The sequence below is a fragment of the Chitinophaga sp. OAE865 genome (assembly GCF_040546735.1).
Taxonomy (GTDB): Bacteria; Bacteroidota; Bacteroidia; order Chitinophagales; family Chitinophagaceae; genus Chitinophaga; species Chitinophaga polysaccharea_A.
Genome location: NZ_JBEPOF010000001.1, coordinates 7,599,556 through 7,621,578, shown reverse-complemented (window position 1 = coordinate 7,621,578; position 22,023 = coordinate 7,599,556). Strand labels below are relative to the sequence as shown.

Annotated in this window: 12 protein-coding genes and 1 tRNA gene; 9 read left to right on the top strand and 4 right to left on the bottom strand. The window is 47.1% G+C overall.

Annotation, left to right across the window (positions count from 1 at the left end; genetic code table 11):
• Positions 1-3: 3 nt before the first annotated feature.
• The 3 genes from ABIE50_RS30355 to ABIE50_RS30345 are packed head-to-tail and all read left to right on the top strand — an operon-like array spanning position 4 to position 6,433.
• On the top strand, positions 4-3,345 hold the full coding sequence (locus ABIE50_RS30355; protein ID WP_209862687.1) for a SusC/RagA family TonB-linked outer membrane protein: 3,342 nt from the start codon (positions 4-6) through the stop codon (positions 3,343-3,345).
• Between the two features lie 29 nt (positions 3,346-3,374).
• Positions 3,375-5,000: a RagB/SusD family nutrient uptake outer membrane protein gene (locus tag ABIE50_RS30350; RefSeq protein ID WP_209862685.1), complete on the top strand. Its 1,626-nt coding sequence runs from the start codon at positions 3,375-3,377 to the stop codon at positions 4,998-5,000.
• Positions 5,001-5,035: 35 nt separating this feature from the next.
• Positions 5,036-6,433 carry an alpha-L-fucosidase gene (locus tag ABIE50_RS30345; protein ID WP_354028245.1) on the top strand — a complete coding sequence of 466 codons (1,398 nt, stop codon included), beginning with the start codon at positions 5,036-5,038 and terminating at the stop codon, positions 6,431-6,433.
• Between the two features lie 65 nt (positions 6,434-6,498).
• On the opposite strand, the gene ABIE50_RS30340 is transcribed toward ABIE50_RS30345, so the two are convergent.
• The 3 genes from ABIE50_RS30340 to ABIE50_RS30330 form a co-directional block, all read right to left on the bottom strand.
• Positions 6,499-8,103, bottom strand: a complete 1,605-nt coding sequence (locus tag ABIE50_RS30340) for an NAD(P)/FAD-dependent oxidoreductase (protein WP_209862680.1) — start codon at positions 8,101-8,103, stop codon at positions 6,499-6,501.
• Between the two features lie 283 nt (positions 8,104-8,386).
• On the bottom strand, positions 8,387-9,235 hold the full coding sequence (locus ABIE50_RS30335) for a hypothetical protein (protein ID WP_209862678.1): 849 nt from the start codon (positions 9,233-9,235) through the stop codon (positions 8,387-8,389).
• An 85-nt stretch (positions 9,236-9,320) separates the two neighbouring features.
• The gene (locus tag ABIE50_RS30330) at positions 9,321-9,893 is read right to left on the bottom strand and encodes a hypothetical protein (RefSeq protein ID WP_209862676.1); all 573 of its coding nucleotides are present in this window, start codon (positions 9,891-9,893) and stop codon (positions 9,321-9,323) included.
• A 750-nt stretch (positions 9,894-10,643) separates the two neighbouring features.
• Between ABIE50_RS30330 and ABIE50_RS30325 the strand changes: the two genes are divergently transcribed.
• Positions 10,644-11,741, top strand: a complete 1,098-nt coding sequence (locus ABIE50_RS30325; RefSeq protein ID WP_209862673.1) for a Fic family protein — start codon at positions 10,644-10,646, stop codon at positions 11,739-11,741.
• A gap of 110 nt (positions 11,742-11,851) precedes the next feature.
• Here ABIE50_RS30325 and ABIE50_RS30320 read toward each other — a convergent pair.
• Positions 11,852-11,925, bottom strand: a tRNA-Gln gene (locus ABIE50_RS30320).
• Positions 11,926-12,091: 166 nt separating this feature from the next.
• Here ABIE50_RS30320 and ABIE50_RS30315 point away from each other — a divergent pair.
• From ABIE50_RS30315 to ABIE50_RS30295, 5 genes are all read left to right on the top strand, one after another.
• Positions 12,092-13,615: a glycosyltransferase family protein gene (locus ABIE50_RS30315; RefSeq protein WP_209862670.1), complete on the top strand. Its 1,524-nt coding sequence runs from the start codon at positions 12,092-12,094 to the stop codon at positions 13,613-13,615.
• A gap of 81 nt (positions 13,616-13,696) precedes the next feature.
• Complete coding sequence (locus ABIE50_RS30310) at positions 13,697-16,741, top strand: S41 family peptidase (protein WP_209862666.1); 3,045 nt, start codon at positions 13,697-13,699, stop codon at positions 16,739-16,741.
• Positions 16,742-16,755: 14 nt separating this feature from the next.
• A complete protein-coding gene (locus tag ABIE50_RS30305; protein WP_209862663.1) occupies positions 16,756-17,307 on the top strand; it encodes an RNA polymerase sigma factor in 552 nt (183 codons plus the stop codon).
• 159 nt (positions 17,308-17,466) lie between these two features.
• Positions 17,467-18,549: a FecR family protein gene (locus ABIE50_RS30300; RefSeq protein WP_209862660.1), complete on the top strand. Its 1,083-nt coding sequence runs from the start codon at positions 17,467-17,469 to the stop codon at positions 18,547-18,549.
• 108 nt (positions 18,550-18,657) lie between these two features.
• Positions 18,658-22,014 (top strand): TonB-dependent receptor, encoded by a 3,357-nt coding sequence (locus ABIE50_RS30295; protein WP_209862655.1) that lies wholly within the window; start codon positions 18,658-18,660, stop codon positions 22,012-22,014.
• Positions 22,015-22,023 lie beyond the last annotated feature (9 nt).

Genomic DNA, 22,023 nt, shown 5'->3' with positions numbered 1-22,023 from the left:
AGTATGAAAAAATGTGTACCTGTAATAGGCATGCTAATGAAAATGTCATTGTGTATTGTAGTCGTTGTATGTAGTACCACACTAACATTGCTGGCCAAGCACACCGAAGCCCAGCTGCTTGAAAAAAGGATCACGCTGAAAGTGGAAGGCGGCGCATTGCATGATGCGCTGGATGAGATAGGCGCCAGCGCCAATCTTTCTTTCAGCTATGCCGTTAACCGGGAAATCTTTAACAGCATTGTCACGATCCGGGCAAAGCACCAGAAAGTAGGTAATGTACTGAAAGAGTTGCTGGCCCCTTTTTCCCTGGAATATTTTATAGCAGATGATAAGGTGATCATCCGCCGAAGCAATGAAATGCTGGCAAATATGCCGCTGGATGCGGATGCCGGCCTCCTGTACAAGGATATCCGCGGGAAAGTGGTGAATGAAAAAGATGAACCTTTACCCGGCGTGTCTGTACGGGTGAAAGACGCCTCTATGGCTACTGTTACCGATGAGAAAGGGGAATACCTGTTGAAAGGCATTCCTGAAAATGCGGTGCTCATTGTATCCTTTATGGGCTATAATACGCGGGAGATAGCCAGCGGTAGTGACACACAGCTGCGTATCATACTCACGGAAGACACAAAAAAGCTCGGTGAAATTATAGTGGTAGGGTATGGCTCCCAGAAAAAGGCCAGTCTTACCAGCGCCGTAGCCTCCGTAAAAGGAGCCGCCGTAGCGGAAAGGCCAGTGCCCAACGTGGTGAATGCCCTGCAGGGCCAGGTTCCCGGGCTGTTTGTACAGCAAACAGACGGTATGCCGGGAACCAATAACAACAAACTGAATATCCGCGGTATCAGTACCCTGTCGAGCAACCCGGTGCTGGTGCTGATAGATGGGGTGGCCGGGCAGCTGGAAACAGTGAACCCGCAGGACATCGACAACATCAGTATCCTGAAAGATGCTTCCGCTACCGCTATTTATGGAGCCCGCGCCTCCGGCGGGGTAATACTCGTAACTACCCGTAAAGGTAAACTGAACAGCAAGCCTTCGCTGGCGTATGATGCGTACGCAGGCACACAACAGCCTACCTATCTCCCCAAACTGGTAGACGCAGTATCCTTTATGCGCAAATGGAACGAGTCCCAGCTGAACGATAATCCCGATGCCACTGTCCGTTTTTCCGACGCTGATATCCAGAAATACGCCAGCGGGGAACTGCCCAGCACCGACTGGATCAGCGCCATCTTCAAGAAGAATGCCCTCCAGATGCAACATAACGTGGGCATCTCCGGCGGAACAAAAAATACAGATTACTTTGTATCGCTTGGCTACCTGAAACAGGAAGGACTGGTACAAGGGGTAATGAATGAGCGCTTTACTTCCCGGGTGAATGTGAATACACAGATCCTGGACAACCTGAAGTTTGGGATCAATACCGTGTACATGAATGCGCCTAAGAGTTTTGCCGGAGCCGGCATTTATACCACCGCTATGCACTGGGCATATATCCTGAACCCTACTGAGTGGGCTTATACCCCACAGGGGCGCGACAGGAGCTACCGCGGCGGCTCCCAGCCGGTAGCTATTATCAATCACGGAGGGTTTGAAAATTACAAGGATAATTACCTTAACACCAACCTCACATTGGATTACGGGATCACTAAAAACCTGTCGGTAAAAGGACAGTACTCTTATAACAGCCGTGATATTAAACACAAAACTTTCTGGGCCACCTATAAATTGTATGATGATGACGAGAACCTTGTTACCACGCAGCAATCGCCCAACTCGCTGAGAGATGAATATAATACTGCTATTAACCAAACATTCATCGGTACGGTGAATTATGGCTTACAGTTAAAGCAGCACGATTTTAAAGCATTGCTGGGATACAGCCAGGAAAGTATGAAATATGATGCCTATTCCCTGGGCCGTCAGGATTTCCTGAATAATGATATCCATGTGATCAACGGGGGCAGTGTGAAAAAAGACCAGTGGAGCACCGGTGGTAGCGCTTATGAATGGGCTATCCAGTCGATGTTCGGGAGATTATCCTATAGCTTTAAAGACCGCTACCTGCTGGAAGTGAACGGGCGGTACGACGGATCTTCCCGCTTCAAAAATAACCGCTGGGGATTCTTCCCTTCTGTTTCTGCCGGATGGCGGATTTCGGAGGAAGACTTCCTGAAAGGATCGGCCACCATCAGCAACCTGAAGCTGCGTGCTTCCTACGGAAAAGTGGGTAACCAGAATGCAACGGGAACGGATACACGCGGTATTTATTCATGGGCCAGTTTGATAGGCACCGGCGCTTCTTACTTCAATGATAAAGCGCAAACTACTACTTACTACAACAATACCGCTAACCCGGATCTGACCTGGGAAGAAAAAGTAACCGGGAATATTGGCGTGGATGCCGGGTTTTTCCAGGAGAAATTAACGCTCACCGCAGATGTGTTTAAAGAGAAAACCACCGGTATTTTGCTCACTCCCAGCGTACCTTCCACCTTTGGCCGTGATGCACCGGTAATGAACCTGGGCCGTATGAGCAACTGGGGATGGGAAGTATCTGCCGGCTACCAGAACCGCGATAATAAACTGAAGTACGGTGTAATGGTAAATATCTTCGATTCACGTAACAAGATCCTCGACCTGGGCGGCACACCGGATGTATTGCAGGAAAACCCGGTGATGGTTGGACAGTCACGCTGGACCTGGTATGGCTACAAAGCACTTGGCCTGTACCAGTCTGATGAAGAAGTAAAAGCATCGCCCACTTATAAACCACAGAATAAAGCTGGCGACATCAAGTACCAGGACACCAACGGTGATGGCCAGATTACCCCGGAAGACCGGGTAATACTGGGTGATGCGGATCCACATCTGATGTTTGGCGTAAACGCTAACTTCTCCTGGAAGCAGTTTGATTTAAGTATGTTATTCCAGGGTGTGCTGAAAAATAAAACATATCTCACCGGTTATGCCGTAAGCCCGTTCAATTACGGCGGTTCCTTTACCACCGACCTGATGGACTCCTGGACGCCGGAAAACAAAGGCGCCCGCTATCCCCTGATGCGGCAGGACCTGAGCGTGAACTACGATTTTTCCGACTGGTGGTTGTATGATTCAAAATATGTGCGCCTGAAGAACCTGCAGCTGGGATACAGTGTGCCCAATAATATTTTGCAACGCGCGAAGATTGGCCAGATCCGTTTTTATTTCATGATGGAAAATGTCCTGACACTGAAATCAAAACGTTTCCCGAAAAACTTTGATCCGGAAATCGACAACTGGCAATCGGGTGTGAACTTCCCCCAGATGAAGACTTACACCTTTGGCCTGAACCTGAAATTCTGATGACGCCCTCACTGCAAAACAACAACAACATGAAACGACTACATCTCATCGCTATATTATGCGCCTGCAGTGTTTTAGCTGCCTGCTCAAAAAACTTCCTGGACCGCGCGCCGCTGGATCAATACTCTGATGCTACCTATTGGACCACGGAATCCGACGCAGTAAAGTTTGCTTCCAGGATCTATGAGTTCCTTCCTTCCGCCGATTTTTTTGTTTGCTATGAAGGCATGAGCGATAATGCTTTTTCCAAAACAGCCTCCTGGGGCAATACCCTCCGCAATGCACAGCTGATAGGCAACAGCACCTTTGTGGCCACTACCGGTTATTTGGGCGATGAATGGCAATACGGCCAGGTAAGGCATTGCCTCGAATTTCTTGATCATGTGGATAAAGTGCCGGATATGAACGAAGGGTTAAAGAAAAGATTAAAAGCAGAAGTAAAAGTGATGCTGGCTTACCGCTACTTCATAATGGCTACGCTTTTCAGGGATGTGCCTTTGGTGATGAAAGTATTTGCTACCCCGGCAGAATCAGATGTGCCGCAGGATAAGAAAGCGGTAGTCATATCCCAGGTGATCAAATGGCTGGATGAAGCCGCCCCCGATCTGCCGCCATCCTACACCGGCGATGATAAGGGACGCTTCACCCAGGGCGCCGCCCGCGGACTGAAAGCAAGGGTGATGCTATACACCGGCGATTATGCAGGCGCCGCTGCGGAAGCAAAGAAAGTGATGGACAGCAAAGTATATTCCCTTTACCCGGATTACTATAACCTGTTCCAGCAGGAGGGAGATTATTCTTCCGAAAGCATCATCAGCTATATTCATGTAAAGGAACTCCGGGCCAACGGGCTTCGTGACATTGCCGGTGTGAACTCTGTTTCCGGGGGGACCCTGTACCTGAATCCATTGCCTTCACTGGTAGATGATTATGAGAGTGCCAGCGGTTATTACCCTTATACCAAAGACCCCGCGTATGATGTGCATGCACCATGGAAAAACCGCGATCCGCGTTTAAATGCTACTATTTATTATCCCGGCAGCACGCTGGCCAATGATAAGATGTATGATCCGATTAACAGCACGCTGGATAAAATTGGCGGCGATAAAGCCACATATACCGGTTATGCTTTTAAAAAGATCTTTGATAAAACAGAGCTGGAAGCCCGCGATAATGGCGGCAACGACTGGAAGATCCTCCGTTATGCGGAAGTATTGCTTACCTATGCAGAAGCAGCCAACGAGGCCACCGGTCCATCTGCAGAAATTACCAATGCACTGAACGAAATAAGGACACGTGCAGGCATGCCCAATGTGGCAGCTACTTTCGCCCTCAATGGCTGGAGTATGAACAAAGAAACGCTGCGTACTTTTATCCGTCATGAGCGCCGGGTAGAGCTGGCAGGTGAAGGACACCGTTATTTCGATATCCTGCGCTGGAGGATCGGGCAACAGGTGCTGAACGGGCCTGTTTATACCATGGATGCCTCTGCCGGGTTAACAGACATTCCTGCTACCGGTGGCAAAACCAACAAGTATCCAAAAACAAAGCTGGAAGACCGTCACTTTAATACAGATAAATTCTATGTATGGCCTATACCACAAGGCATACTGGACCAGGGCCGCAAATTGGTGCAGCAGCCTGAATGGAAGTAGTAAATTTTATTCTTTATATTTTAACTCATCAGCTTGTGAAAAAGAATCAGGTTATCAGCATTCTGGCAGCAGTACTGTTATTTGTAACAGGAAATGCCGCTGCGCAGCAAACGCCGTCGCTGCATACATTGCAGCAACAATTTGTGGATCTGCGTTTCGGTATGTTCATCCATTTCAATATCCCCACTTTTATGGACGACGACTGGGCCGATCCGGACGCGTCGCCGGCTATCTTCAACCCGAAGAAACTGGATTGTAATCAATGGGCGGCAGCGGCCAGATCGGCGAATATGTCTTATGGTTGTTTAACTACAAAACATCATAGCGGCTTTGCTATCTGGGATACTAAAACCACGCCTTATAATGTGATGAACAGCCCGTTGAAAAGGGATGTGGTAAAAGAATATGCCAATGCCTTTCGAGCGAAAGGACTGAAGGTGATGTTGTATTACTCTATCCTGGACACGCATCATAAGATAAGACCGGGACAGATCACAAAGGAAGACATTAAGATGATCAAGGCGCAGCTCACCGAGTTGCTTACCAACTATGGGGAAATCACTGCGCTGATCATTGATGGGTGGGATGCGCCCTGGTCAAGGATCTCATATGATGATGTACCTTTTGAGGAAATTTATGGGCTGATTAAAAGGCTGCAACCCAACTGCCTGGTGATGGATCTGAACGCAGCGAAATACCCTGCAGAAGCCTTGTTCTATACAGATATAAAATCGTATGAACAAGGTGCAGGGCAGCACATTTCTACGGAGAATAACCACTTGCCGGCATTATCGTGTTTGCCTATCAACACGGCATGGTTCTGGAAAGCGGATTTCCCCACTACGCCGGTGAAGAGTGTTGACAGACTGGTGAACGAAAACATTGTTCCGTTTAACAAAGCCTGGTGCAATTTTATTTTGAATGTGGCGCCTAACCGCGATGGGCTGATTGACAACAATGCCCTGGAAACATTAAAGCAGATCGGGAAGCAATGGAAAAATGACGGACCAGTAGCGGCATTACCGGCGTATGCATCTCCCATTATTTCACCTAACATTGCCAAACACCAACCGGCTAATTCCAGCTGGAGCAGTGATATGAACATCATGGATTTTGCGAACGATGATAGTTTCAGAAGCACTTGGCAATCGAACCGCGCGGTGAAGCAACCCTGGTTTGAAGTGGAATTTGACCGGCAGCAGGGCTTTAACATGATAGTGATCACCGAAGATAAAGCGCGTATTAAGCAATACCGGCTGGAATACAATGAGAACGGGGAGTGGAAGCCATTGCCATCAGAAGGGGAACATGCGGGTCGTGTGAGCATTCATCGTTTTCAGCGTGTATGGGGTAATAAAGTAAGGATACTGATAGACGGTTATTCCGAAACGCCTGCGATTGCAGAGTTTGGCGTGTATAACGAGAAACGGTAACCGGTGTATTTGTCCGCAGCCTTTGCCAGGGAGCATATTCCTCCCGGACAAAGGCTGCGGATTTTTTATTTTTTTTCTTCATGGTATTCCTGTTCCGTATTTATAGACCAGATATTTGATTTGGTGACAATGCCGTTGGCAATATTATCTACCGCCACCATAGCGGTGAGCATGGAGTGGTCGGAATTGTTGTATTTGTGCATGCCGTTGCGGCCCACCAGGAACAGGTTCTCGAAGGTATCTATATAACTTTTCAGTTCTTCGAAGCGGGCATAGGTACCCCAATAGGCGGGGTATGTTTTTTCCATCCTGAGCACGGTAGCATCCAGTACATCGGCCTGTTGTGCCAATCCTATTTTACAGAGTTCGCGGATGGCTGTTTCGCGGATCTCTTCATCGCTCAGGTCCCAGAAATCATCTCCCTTATTACAAAAATATTCCATTCCCACCCAGGTAGTATCCGGGTCTTTCACCATGTAGGGGCTCCAGTTATTGAACAATTGCAGCCTGCCTACCTTTACATCTTTTTCCTGGATATAGATCCAGGTATCTTTCAGTTCCAGCGGCTTGTGCTCACCGGTTTTTTTATCTTCGAAGCTGAGGTTTTTTAGTAAGATGCCGATGGTGATAAAGTCGCGGTAATGCAGTCCTGCAGCTATTTCACGAACATTTCCCGGTACACTTGCTTCCAGGTCGGCCACCAGTTCCTTGATGGGCATGGTAGAGAAGAAGTAGTCGCCTTCCAGCACCACAGTTTCCCCGGTGCTGCGATCCAGCGCTTCTATAGCAGTGATCTGGTTGCCGGAGGTATGGATCTTTTTTACATCGTGTTGCATCAGCACAGTACCGCCTTTGTTGATCACCTGGTGAGCTACTTCTTCCCAGAGCTGGCCGGGGCCATGTTTAGGATACAGGAATTGTTCGATCAGGCTTGTTTCTACATTTTTTTGTTTAAGGTCTTTCGGTTTGCCTGCTTCCACCGCAGATTTCACCGCATGGGCAATAGCTTTTCCTATGGAGATGCCTTTGATCCTTTGCGCGCCCCATTCTGCAGAAATGGCTTTGCAGGATACGCCCCACACTTTTTCTGTATAGTCTTTAAAGAAGAGATGATAAAGGGTAAGGCCAAAACGGTTTACCATGAAATCTTCCAGCGATTTTTCATTTTTCCGTGGAAAGATCTGTGCCCACAGGTACGACATCATGATGCTGATGGTGGTGGTAAAGCCGAGTTTACGCAGTGTATCCACCGATAACTGGATGGGATAGGTAAAGAACTTATGGAGAAAATAGATGCGCGACAGGCGTTTTCTCACCAGCATGATGAGATCCGGATCGGGGGCTACCAGGGTATCGGTATTATTGTTGTTGTTGCGGTTCACCTTTACTTCTTTTGTTTTTTGCTGGTAGCTGATGGAGAATATTTCAGCGGCTTCCTTATCCAGCGGCATCATGTTCATCCACCAGTCCATTACGCGGTCTGATTTGGAGAAGAAGCGGTGGCCGCCGATATCGATGCGGTTACCTTTGTAGTTAACAGTTTTGGAAATACCGCCGATGTCTGTGCTTTTCTCCAGTACAATAGGGGTGATACCGGTGCGCTGTAGTAGTTCATAGGCAGCGGTGAGACCTGCGGGGCCGGCGCCAATGATGATAGCTTTCTTTTGCATGAGCGAATGAGGTTATTGAATTAATGGTTCTGAGGAGAGCTGTATGTAATTCCTGTTTGTAACGGTTTACCGGGATGGCATTCCCCGGGCAAAAAAATGGTGGAAGCTGTTTGTCAGTGGCATAGTAAAAAATGGTTTTGCTCCAGGTGTTTCCCGGCGGGGGAATCACCTGTTTTTGAGGGTATATGAAATACGGGTTAGCAGCAGATAGTGAAGGCTGCACGCACTATACAAGTATAGGCGATGTTACTGAAATGCGACGTCAGCAGTAAATGTTAGCGGTTTAGAATTTCCATTTATAAAAATTTACAGGCGCATGTTTTCCTTCGCTGATGGTTACATAGCCGCTGTTATCGGGGAGTATGGCGATACCTTCTCCTTGTTTTTCGATCACGTAAGGGAGCTCTTTTGCGGGTTTTGACATGGCTTGTTCCACGCTTTCGCCGGTGTTGCGATGCCAGTAATAAACGGTAGTGAGGGTTTTAATAACGATGTGGCGCCCATCTTTCGAAATATCACCGGAGGTAACCCAGGTGTAGGGGAGTTTTATCAGTTTTTCCAGGGTGGCTTTGTCGCCGTCTTTGAAGAGCAGCTGGCTGGTTTTATACAGGCTTATTTCTTTTTCTCTTTTGCTGAGGATATAGATCTGTTTGCTGATGGGATCTATCATGAGCGATTCTGCATCGCGGGGGCTGTTGGGATAGTGCAGTGTAAGCACATCCGGTCTGATTTCCAGGTGAGCGGCCGGCAGTTTATCCGGTTCCTGGAAGCGGTAAATGCGGATATGGTTTCTTATACCGGAGTTATCGCCTATATCGCCTACATACACATAGTGTTTGCCTTTTACCGGGCCTATTCCTTCCGCAATGTCTTCCCAGTCGCGGTTCCCTGCATCAGCGAGTTTCACGGTGCTGATCAGTTCTGCTTTGTTGTTGAGCAGGTATACTTCGGGTTTATTGCCGCTGTCGTTATGCGTCCAGAAGCAGCCTTTCAGGGTGGAGCTGGAGGCGATGCCGGAAGCTTCTTTGATCTTATCGGTAGACAGGGCGCCGAGTTCCACAGGGGTAACTGTTTGCGCCATTACGGAAACGGGCGAGAGGAGCATGAGTATATAGAAGGTAATATAACGCATCCGTTAAATTACGTAAAAGTTTGCGGATTTTGTCTTGGGATATTGATTAGGATGATTAGTTTGATTTTATTTTTTCCAGAGATGATTATTGTTTGGGGGATATTGGGTTGATGCCTGGGAACGGCTTTGGCAGCACCGGTAGTTTTTCCTTACCGGATGCTGGTATATAAGGTAAAACTTTCCTTATACTGGGTATCTGTTGTTTTCGTTTCCTGTTTTCTGTTATGGTTATAGCCATGATGTTGGCGGCCATAAGGCGGCAGTCTGCACTTGTTTCTTTTCCATTCAGCATTTTCACCTGCAATACAATAAAAAGTGTTCCTTTCCCGGGGAATGCGGCTTCCAGTTCAGCGCCGCTGAAAGGGGCGTTAATGTTGATAGTGATGCTTGCTTTGTGATGCTGTGTGATACGCTGTTCCACGAAGCTGATGCGTGTAGCCGCTACGGTAAGCTCCAGATGTGTGGCGGCGCCCTGCGCTGGTAATGTTTGCGCAGGAATGATCAGGTGGCCGTTTTGTATAACCGGTTGTACGGAGGAAAACTTTTCTGTGCCGGTATGCTTATTCAGCCGGAATCCTTCCAGGCTTTTGGCCTGGATCAGCGTTTTGTTCAGGCGGTTCACAAGGGAGCCATCGTAATTAATATCCAGCTGCGGCATTATTGCCTGCCGGATTAGTTTGGCCTTCCTGCTGGCGATCCCGAAGTTGCGGATGCCTGCCGGGTGGCGGATGTTTGTTTGACCGTTGCCGGCATGGAACGAACAAAATAGTTTCCATTTCGCCGGTAGCCGATTACATTACCCAATTTACCAGTGAATTGGAATAACCCATTTTGTTTTGCCATATCGATAATTTAGTTATACCGAATATACGAAATTTTTATAGTGAGGAATCCAAATGATATATGCTTCTAATTGCATGAAATGGGTCAGTGGATTGATGTATCCGTATTCCTCAGATGTGGCTGTCCATACATGGCGCGGGCGCATCATCACGGTTTTCAATCAGCGCTGAAGCGGGGTAGGAGATCATCTTAATGGCAACGGGAAGGGAGCTGGTATCACGTAAGCCGTTACCATCTTTCTTTATATCCTTTAAATTTCATTACAAAATAAGGGCGTATAAAAGTGCGGTACTTGTTAGGGAAGATAGGTGAACAATCCACCCATGTGAAAGAGGCGTGGTGATGCCCGGTTGCTGTGTCGTGCCGGAAAGCCAGATAAACCAATTGCAAATATGACCAAAAGTATCGTATTAACTTATTTGAGTTGAATTAATATTATCTATGTAATATGTTTATTTGCAATAATTTACAAAATTCACTTTTTAATCGCCGCGTTTTATGCGGTGATTATGGCAAAATTGCGGCGATTAATACGTATATTCGCCGCATAAAATGCGGTGATTAAATGTATATTCATCAACAGCCTGGATGGCCTGAGTTTATATGGGATGCGGGGAAATTGTCAGATCAGTTGGCGGAGGTACGCTTTCGCCAGGGAAAAATATTAGGCTATATGGAAAGTCTTGGCTTTGATCTGCAAACAGAGGCCTCTTTGCAAACGCTTACGTTAGACGTTTTGAAATCCAGTGAAATAGAGGGAGAAATTCTTGATACCGATCAGGTGAGATCATCTATCGCAAGAAGGCTTGGAATTGATATTGCCAGCCCTGTATATGCGGACCGGGAAGTGGAAGGTATTGTAGAAATGATGATGGATGCCACCCAGCGATATGAAAGTACACTCAATGATGAGAGGCTGTTCAGCTGGCACGCTGCACTCTTTCCTACAGGGAGAAGCGGAATGAGAAAAATTATAACGGGGGCATGGAGGAACAATCCTGATACAGCTCCTATGCAGGTGGTTTCAGGTCCTTATGGCAAAGAAAAAGTTCACTATGAAGCGCCGGCAGCGGGCAAACTATCCGGTGAGATGAACATTTTTCTTGAATGGTTTAACCATAATGTGGATTATGATCCGATCATTAAGGCTGCCATTGCTCATTTATGGTTTGTTACAATACATCCATTTGATGATGGCAACGGTCGCATAGCCCGGGCTATTGCGGATATGCAACTTGCGCGTTCGGATAATAACAACCAGCGCTTTTACAGTATGTCCGCCCAAATCAGGAAGGATAGGAATGCATATTATGCTATACTGGAGAAAACGCAAAAGGGCAATCTGGATATAACCGGGTGGATTGAATGGTTCCTCGCATGCCTCTATCGTGCGATGATGAACACTGATGATATTCTTGTTAATGTTTTAAAGAAAGCCAGGTTTTGGGAGAAACATAAAGACACTTCATTTAATGAGCGGCAAAGGAATATTCTTATTAAACTACTCGATGGATTTACTGGAAAACTTACGTCTTCAAAGTGGGCAAAGATTACCAAATGTTCTTCTGATACCGCTGTACGGGATATAAACGACTTGGTACAAAAAGGCGTATTGAAGAAGGAAGATGCAGGAGGAAGGAGTACGAGTTACGTTTTAGTGTAGCAAAATAGTGATCAGGAATGTTGTTTTTCCCAGATGGATGATAGTATCACGTGATACTATCATCCATCTTTTTCCCAATAAAAAAAGCCCGCCGTTCAGCGAGCTTTTTTTGGTTGCCTGACCTGGATTCGAACCAAGACAAACAGAGTCAGAGTCTGTCGTACTACCGTTATACTATCAGGCAATAGCAATTCAGGACCGCGAAATTATAACATTTCCGATAATTACCAAATTTTTAATCCCTTTTTCTGGGAAAAAGTTCTTTAAAACATTGGAAATCATGCACTGACTCCCCAATTCAGTGGCTTCCTTTATACTTGTAACCATCTGTAAATCCCTCAAAACTGGCTATGTTATTACTATCCACCCCATCCCCTGGTTTCGGCGCGTTTATATTCAGCAACCGGCGTAATAGCCTGCTTCTGGCAGCGGCTGTTGTTATTGCGGTAATGAAGATGATCATATTTAAGCATTTCTTCCCTTATATGGATTTTACCTCTGATACAGGATCCTATATGGAAACGGCTTTACAGAACAGGAACTATAACCTCTGGCCGGTGGGTTATTCCAAATTCCTGTGGTTGTTTCACCAGTTTTCACGTTCGGAAACCATGCTGGCGGCAGTGCAGTTTGCGATGCTGGAAGCCAGTGCATTTTTCTTTTACTTTAGCGTGTGTTACATTTTTAACCCGCAGAGTTACTTCCGGTATGGGTTTTATGTGTTCCTGCTGATTAATCCCTTATTCCCTTTCCTGAGCAATTATTTTATTTCTGATGCCTTGTTCCTTTCGCTGGGCCTTACATGGATTACCCTGCTGCTATGGGTCCTGCATAAGCCTACCACATTGCTGCTGGTATTTCATGGAGTATTATTAGGGTATGCATTTACGGTACGGTACAATGCCATGTTTTACCCGCTGGTAGCACTGATACCGATCCTGCTGTCGGCCTACCGGCCCTGGCAGAAAATAGCAGCTATTTTACTGCCCGTGGTACTGATTGTTTCATTTGTGATATTCACCCGTCAGAAAACTGCAGAACATTCCGGGGTGAAAATTTTCTCTGCTTTCAGTGGCTGGCAGATCATGAATAATGCCATGTACATGTTGCAGTATATACCGCTGGATTCAGGGGGAGTACCGGCGCAGCTTGCAGGAACGCATAAAGCCGTGTATCATTATATTACGGCGGTGAAGAAGTTGCCAAGAAAGATCGCTGTGTCTGACGGGTCGTATTTTATGTGGGATATGAACGGGCCTCAGAAGGGAATGTTGAGGGATTATGTACTGGCGCATAAAGACAAAGACGTATACGCCGGCTGGAGCGCAGTAGCACCCCTGTGTAGTGAATACGGCAATTATATGATCAGGAAGTATCCCTGGGATTTTACCCGTTACTACCTGCTCGGCAATGCGAAGCTTTATCTATTGCCGGAGCTGGAAGTATTGGGCGGCTATAACCGGCCGGTAATTAACCTGGTGAATAAAGATGTAGCTGCTTTTTTCAAAAATGGAGATAAACCTAAGCCGGAAGGTAAATACAACGATCTGCAAAGCACACTCATGTCGCTGTTCCCTTCGTTGATCGTTATTTGTCATTTGTTGTTCCTGGAAGAAACCATCCGTTATCTTGTTAAAAAAGGGATCCGGAAAACCAGTCGCAAATTTAATGTAGCGCTGTTGTTATGCTGGGTTTTCATTGCACTGAATTTTGCATTCAGCGTTTTTGCTGCACCTATTGTACTAAGATACCAGGTGCTGCTGATTGTATTATTGCTGGGTTATACCCTGCTGCTTACAGAAATAACCGATGCGCCGTTAACATCCCGCGAAGAAATGGAAACGGAAGAAGAGCCCCTGATGCTGGGCATATAGCAGGCATGTTTCAGCCGGAAATATGAATTATATATTTGTATCTTTAACCGGCCTGTTACAAACTGCATTCATGCATCGCGAATGAAAAGACTGATAACTTCTTTGCTTATCTTGTGTTTTGGGAAATATTTATTTGCCCAGAATCCTCCCCGCTGGTTGCGTTATCCTTCTCTTTCTCCTGACGGAAAAACAATTGCATTTACCTATAAAGGCGATTTATATAAGGTAGCTGCTACCGGTGGTACTGCTGTGCAGTTAACCAGTGGCAATGGGGAAGAATGGATGCCTGTATGGAGCCATAATGGCCGCAATATTGCTTTTGCGTCGGATCGCTATGGTAACGCAGATATTTTCCTGGTAGATGCCAGCGGCGGGAATGAGAAACAACTCACCTTTCATTCCGCTGACGAGTATCCGTATGATTTTAGTGAAGATGATCAGCAGGTTATTTTCGGAGGAGCAAGAATGGATGCAACGGATAGCCGGCAGTTCCCCTCAGAGGCACAGCCTGAGCTGTATCGTGTACCCGTGAACGGTAGCCGGGTATTACAACTGCTGGCTGTTCCTGCAGAAGATGCAAAGATCAGCCCGCAATACATTGTTTATCATGATAAGAAAAACCGGGAGAACCAGTGGCGTAAACACCAGGTATCCGCTGCGGCAAGAGATATATGGCTGTATAACAGGCAAAGCGGCGTATACAGGCAGCTAACGGATTTTCCCGGGGAAGACAGATCCCCCGTGTTTACAAATAAGGGAAAGGCTATCTGTTACCTGAGTGAAGCAGGCGGCAGTTTTAATGTATACCGTTTGTGGCTGGATCGTCCTGCGAAGCCCGAACAACTGACCATATTTAAGGATTACCCCGTGAGGTTTTTGAGCGCAACCGGCAATGGCTTGCTGTGCTTCGGTTTCAACGGGGATATTTATTTGCAAACGCCGGGCGCCGCCCCTGAAAAAGTATATATTCAAATTAACAACCAGGCCACAGAAAATATAAAGGTGGTACCGGTAGCGGATCATATTAAATACGGCGTAGTGTCGCCGTCCGGTAAGGAGTTTGGTTTTATTTTCAGGGGAGATGTATTTGCCGCCGCCATGGCTCATGGCGCTATCAGGCAACTGACGCATACACCCGGAGAAGAGGCAGACCTGAGCTTTTCACCGGATGGCACAAAAGTACTGTACGCCAGTGAAACCAGCCATGGCTGGCAGCTTTGCACAGCGGATCTGCAGCATGGAAAAGAAACGGTGTTGCTGGCCAATGGACAGGAAAATTACCAGCCCTTGTATTCCCCGGACGGAAAAGAAGTGGCTTATATCGAGAACAGGGTTACGTTAAAGATATATAACATCGCTTCGGGGAAGAGCCGTCGCATAGCATCGTTGTTCAGCCGTAAAGATCATGACCAGTACTTCCGCTGGAGCCCCGATGGCAAATATTTGCTGGTGCAATATAACCAGCCTGGCGCCGGTAACCAGGAAATAGGACTGGTACCAGCCGATGGCCAGGGCAGCCTGCAAAATATTACGCAAAGCGGTTTTAACGATGAAGGTGCACAATGGGCAATGAACGGGAAAATAATGATCTGGAAAAGCGACCGGAACGGACTGCGGGGGTTTTCTTCCGGCAGCGGCCGGCAACAGGACGTATATGCGTTACCGTTTACCGGCACTGATTTTAAAGAAGCTGAACGGATCACAAAACTTACGCCTTCCTCAGCAATGCTGGGGGATGTATTGCTCAGTAAAAACGGCAATAAATTATATTATCTCGTAAAAGCCGGCGCTACTTACCAGTTATGGATAACGGATATACCAGCCAAAACATCCGCCATGCCTTTGTCGGTAAAGGCGGAAGATGCCTCCCTGCAATGGGATACTGCACAACAGCAGCTTTTCCTGGTGGCAGATGCCCGCCTTCTGCAACTGGATACCACGGGTCAGACGCAACATAGCATTACCATTAATGACAGCATGAAAGCAGACCTGGCCGCGGAACGGCAGGCGATGTTTTCACATATATGGAGAAGAACAAAAGAAGCATTTTATACCGCCGGTTATCATGGGGCCGATTGGGAAGCATATGGCCGGAATTATGAACAGTTCCTGCCACATATTGCCAATAACTTTGAACTGGCGGAAATGATCAGCGAAATGCTGGGAGAGCTGAACGTGAGCCATAGCGGCGCAACAGGCAGCAATATTCCTGAAGAGAAAGAAGAAACGGCTTCACTGGGTATTTGTTACGATGTATCTTACAGTGGTGCCGGTGTGAAAATAACCGGAATACTCCCCACCGGGCCGCTGGACCAGGAAGCATTTGGCCTGCAACCGGGAATGCTTATCATGGCTATAAACGGGGAGGAAATTGCGGCAGACAAAGATCTTTCCCAATATCTCAACCAAAAGGCAGGCAAAAATATGCGGCTTACTATCAATGATGGCCATCAGCTGCGTGATATAGCCGTAACGCCGGTTTCACGGGATGCGGAAAGCGAGCTGCTGTATAAAAGATGGGTAAAACGCAACAGCGAAGAAGTAACGCGCAGCAGTAACGGGCAACTGGGATACGTGCATTTATACCGGATGAATGACGCTGCCTATCGCAATGCCTACAGCGAAATAATGGGCCGGTATGCAGGTTGTAAAGGTATTATAGTAGATACCCGTTTTAACCGCGGAGGTGATCTGGCCTCAGATCTGAACATGATGCTGACCGGCACGGAGGTAAGAAAAAATACTACGGACTCACAGGTGGAAAGCATTGAGCCGGGCTTCCGGTGGACAAAGCCCTCAGCAGTGATTGCCAATGAAGCCAACTACAGCGATGGCAGCTGTTTCGCGTTCGATTACCAGTATCTTCATATAGGCAAGCTGGTAGGAATGCCGGTGCCGGGAAGCTGTACCTTCATGACAGGAGAAACACTGCCCGACGGTAATCTCCATTGGAGCGTACCTTCACTGGGGGTGAAAAGCAGGGAAGGGTATTACCTGGAAAATCATCAGACGGAACCGGATATACGGGTGAATAATCTGCCGGGGGATATCACCAGGGGAAAGGATCAGCAGCTGGAAGCAGCCATCCGCCAGCTGATGAAGGAAATTGCACCATCAACATTATAACGACCTGTATTTTTATGTCTTATGAAGAAGACAATAATATTCAATGGGAGCGCCTGAGAAACGGCGATAAACAGGCGTTGTTTGCACTGTATAATAATACCTATTCACACCTGCTGAGGTTTGGATTAAAAGTATGCGGCAGCGATGAGCTGGTAAAAGATTGTATTACACAGTTGTTCCTGCAGCTGTGGTCCCGGCACCAGGGACTGCCCGAAGTGACCAATGTACCTGCCTATTTATTTACCGCATTGAAAAGACAGTTACTGGATCAGCTGGCCTACCAGTCGAAGATCCATGCTGCTATTCATCGTATGACCGATAAAGAAGCGGAAAGCGAATTATCTTATGAAGAAATTATCATCCAGGTACAACAGGATGAAGAATTAAAACAGCGGCTGCAACAGGCCCTGAAGGCGCTTACTCCCCGGCAGATAGAGCTGATACGGCTGAAATTTTTTGAGGGAATGTCGTATGAACAGATCGCTGCACAAACTTCCCAAACAGTGAAAACGGCCTACAATACCATTTATGATGCCATTAAATCCCTGAGGAAAATGCTGAAGTAACAAGTGTGCCCCCATCTCCTTTAGCAAACTATGATGTCATTAAATCATGAAGGAAAACACTTCAGCAACAGGCGTTTTCCATCTCCCTAAAAAAAAATTAAGAAAACCTTAGGAAAACCGGCCGGTTTTGCCGTCTGTATAATCAAAGGCATTACCTACATGAATTTCCTGGATTTCGAAGCCGCCGATTTTGCATGTGATGAATCTTTCCAGCGCTATTGCCTGGAGGAGAATGACACCGATGTATTATTTTGGGAGAGCTGGATAGCCCGTCATCCTGAAAAGGAGGCTGCTGTACAGGAAGCCCGGTATATGATCGGGGTATTGTCTGCCCGCCAGGGCAGCCGCCTGGAACAGCTCAAACATCTCAAAGATGGCATTGCCCGGTATGATTTGCTCCATATGGCCCTGGAAGAAACACCTGAACGAAATGCCTCTCCTTCCGCCAGGAGAACCAGTTCGTTATTTAAATATGCCGCTGTATTGGCAGGGATGGTAATGCTGGCTGGCGCTATTTACCTGTTCAACCGGTATAAGATCCCGGCAGATATCACATCTCCCAACACAAGCATTGTGATCAATGCCGGCAACGATCCCCGTAAAACAGTAGTGCTGCCTGATGGCTCCTCCATTATTCTGCGGAAGAACAGTTCTGTGGAACTGGCCGCCGGGTTTAATGAAGCCAACAGGAAGCTTACCCTTACGGGCGAGGCTTTTTTTGATGTAACACAACATGCGCAGTACCCTTTCATAGTGCATACCGCCGCTTTTGATATTAAGGTACTGGGCACCGTTTTTAATGTAAGCGCCTATGCCGGCAGCCATGAGGCGGAAACCGCCTTGTTTAAAGGCAAGGTGGAAGTTACACTGGCCGGCAAACCGGAAGAAAAGATCGTATTACAACCAAATCAGAAACTGACAACGAATGCAGTTACATTGCCCACACCAGCTGCCCCATTTAAAATAGTGCCGCTCGATGCGGACCCGGTGAACCATAAAGCCAGGGAAATAGCCTGGGTAAGGAACCGCCTGGAAATTGAAAATGAGCCGCTGGAAGTAATAGCCGGCAAGCTGGAGAAATGGTATGGCATTAAAGTCACCTTTGCAGATGAAGCCGTGAAGCAATACCGGTATTCCGGCACCTTTGAAAGTGAAACGATCCTGAAAGCACTGGATGCATTGCAGTTATCTTATCCGTTCAACTTTAAAATGGTGAACGGGGAAATCATTATCAGTAAATAAACAATTTATATATCAACCAAATAAGAAAGGGGAAGTGCTGGCACACTTCCCCCGGAATTAGTCCAGAAAATGTCCTGAATGATCATTAACTAAACCAACATCAAAGGTATGTTAAAACTTGTATTCCTGGAATGGAAAGGGAAACCTGTTCCCGCCGGCAAATTGCTGCTTACTATGAAATTGACTGTTCTTCTTTTTTTGACCTGCCTTCAGGTGCAGGCTATTTGTTTCGCGCAGGAAACGATCACCCTGCAGGTAAAAGAAACAAGTATCAAACAATTGCTGAAAACACTGGAACATCAAACGGCTTACCGTTTTGTATTCCACGATAAAACACTGCCTGAGAACAGGAAGGTGACCGTTGCGGCAAAAGAAGCCACGCTGGATGCAGTGCTTTCACAGGCATTTGCAGGTACCAACCTGGCATATACCCTGAAAGAAGACGGGCTGGTGGTAGTATATGCCAGCACAGAAAGTACAGCTGCTGCCGTGAATATAACTATCAAAGGAACAGTAAGGGGCCTGGATAACCTGCCCTTACCGGGTGTAACCGTCCGTGCTACCGGTACCACCGCCGGAACGCTAACCAATTCAGACGGCGCTTACACACTCGTTGCCCCGGATAACGCTACCACGCTACAGTTTTCACTGGTGGGCTATGTTAGCCAGCAGGTAACCATCGGCAACAGGCGTGAGATCAATGTAGTATTAACAGAGGATGTGAAAACACTGAATGCGGTAACGGTTACCGGGTATACGAATTATGCGAGGGATAAATCCACCGCCGCTGCCGGCGTTGTAGGTGCCGATAAGATCACACAGGTGCCCATGGCCACGTTCGACCAGATACTACAGGGCCGTGTACCAGGAATGGTAGTATCTGCCGGTTCCGGTCAGCCCGGCACCAGCGCCACTATTACCGTTCGTGGTGTAGGTACTATCAATGGCAGTTCCTCCGTTTTATATGTAATGGATGGTATTCCCATTGAAGCCGGCCAGTTCCAGGGGATCAATCCTTCAGATATTGCTTCCGTTACCGTATTGAAAGACGCTTCCGCGAAAGCATTGTACGGATCCCGTGGCTCCAATGGGGTGATCGTGATCACCACCAAAAAAGGACAATCCGGCAAAATAGCAGTATCCTATAAATCGCAATATGGTTTTTCCAATATGACCACTCCCAAATTCCAGATGATGAATTCCAAAGAGCATCTGCAGTTTGAAGAGGAAATAGGCCTGGAAACCGGCGCCAACCTGGGGCCCGGTTGGGAGTTCTCCAGTAAAAACCCTGACTACGCGAATAAAACCCCGGCCGAACAACGGGAAGCAGATCATATACTCGACAGCTTAAGGAATACGAACACCGACTGGCGGAAGATTTTCCTGCAAACAGGCAAATTCCAGGAACAACAACTGAGCGTGAGCGGTGGCAACGACAATGTGAGGTTTTACAGTTCCGTAAATTACTACGACCAGCAAGGTATTGCCAGGCGCTCTGAACTGAAACGTTACAGCTTTAAGAATAACCTCGATTTTAATGCCGGTAAATTAACCGCCAATATCAACGTGGGTCTTGCCTATTCTGAATCTTCCTTTATAGAAAGGGAAGCATCCAGCAGCGGCAGCAACCCGCTGGCAGCCGTATACTACGCCCTGCCTTATGAATACCCATATGCGGCGGATGGTACACTGGTAACCAACTATAATGATGATGTGTACCCTGTGTATGATCTCCGCGAAGGCAGTAATGCCCTGGAAGCATTGTTGAATACCAGCAGTAAAGACAACCAGCTGAAAAGCATTATAGGTACTTCACTGAATTATATACTGGCAAAAGGACTGGTAGCGAAAACCAGGCTGGGCATCGACTTCAGAGAAACTACCACAGAGCGCTATGTGAACCCGGATTCCTATTCCGGTTATAAAGTGGATAATGGCGGAAGGGGTAGTTTTGGAGAAGGCGTAACAAGGAACGTTACATTGGTAAGCACTTCCGGGTTAACGTATTCAAAAGTAACAGGTAAACACGATTTTGAAGTATCAGGTTATTTTGAGTTTACCAAAAATAACTACCGTGCATTTAATTATACCGGTTATGACCTGGACGACAGGCTGCCCGCCACACCTGCGGCCATTACACCCGGCTCGCCGTACAGCCCTTTGCTGGGTGGTGGCCGCACTAAAAGCGCACTGGCCTCTTACATTGGCGTAGGCCGGTATACCTTTAATGAAAAATATACACTGAATGCCAGTTACAGGTACGACGGCGCTTCTACTGTACCACCGGATAACCGCTGGCATGGCTTCTATTCCTTTGGTATTGGATGGGAGGTAAAGAGAGAGAATTTTTTGAAAGATGTGAGCTTTGTGGATAACCTTCGCTTCCGGGCCAGCTATGGTACTTCTGCCAATCCATTCTCCAACCTGGGGCCTTTTGCTTACTTCCGTACTTACGGAACCGACCAGTATGGCGGTATCCCGGCCATTGTGCCTAACCAGCCAGGCAATCCCAACTACGATTGGGAATATGCGAAGGAATTTAACATGGGCTTCGACCTGGGCGTAATGAATAACCGCATCCGCCTGGTAACGGATGTATATAATAAAGTAACGAATAACCTCTTCATAGAACAACCTTTATCTATTACTTCCGGGTTTTCCACCATGTTCCTCAACTCAGGAGCTATGCGCAACAGGGGTATAGAAGTGGATCTGCAGGGAGATATTGTGAAGGGAAAAGATTTCACCTGGTCGGTAGGGGTGAACTTTGCGTATAACAAAAATGTGATCACCGACCTGGGCGCTTCCGGCGAATTTACGCAGGGCACCACGCAGATCGTAAGGGTAGGCCTTCCCTACGGCTCCCACTATGCGCCTAAATGGGCCGGCGTGGATCCGCAAACAGGCGATCCTTTGTACTACGACAGATCCGGTAAGAAAACCAGCGATTACAATGAAACAGCTTTAAGCGTAGCTGAGTTTGGTACCTATATTCCTCCTTTTACCGGCGGATTTAATACCGGTCTTACCTGGAAAGGTGTTTACCTGAATGCGCTGTTTACGTTTGCGGATAAAACCATGCGCTATCTCAATGAAGATTACTACAACGAAAACCCCAGCTTTGCCAGCAGTAACCAATCAGTGCGCATGTTGTACGACCGCTGGAAGAAACCAGGCGATAACGCCATCCTGCCTAAGTTTGACGCCAGCAGGGGATTCTCTTCCAAAGATATCCAGGACGCCTCTTACCTGCGTTTGAGGAATGTGAACATCGGTTATAATTTCCCGAAAGAAATAATGACCCATATCAGATTTGTGCAGGGCATCCAGGTATTTGCGCAGGCACAGAACCTGTACACCTGGACAAAATGGAAAAGTTTTGACCCGGAAAATAACAATGGCGAAGGCAGGTTTGATTACCCCAACGCAAGAACCTACACTTTTGGCCTGAATGTTAATTTTTAAATTATTGAG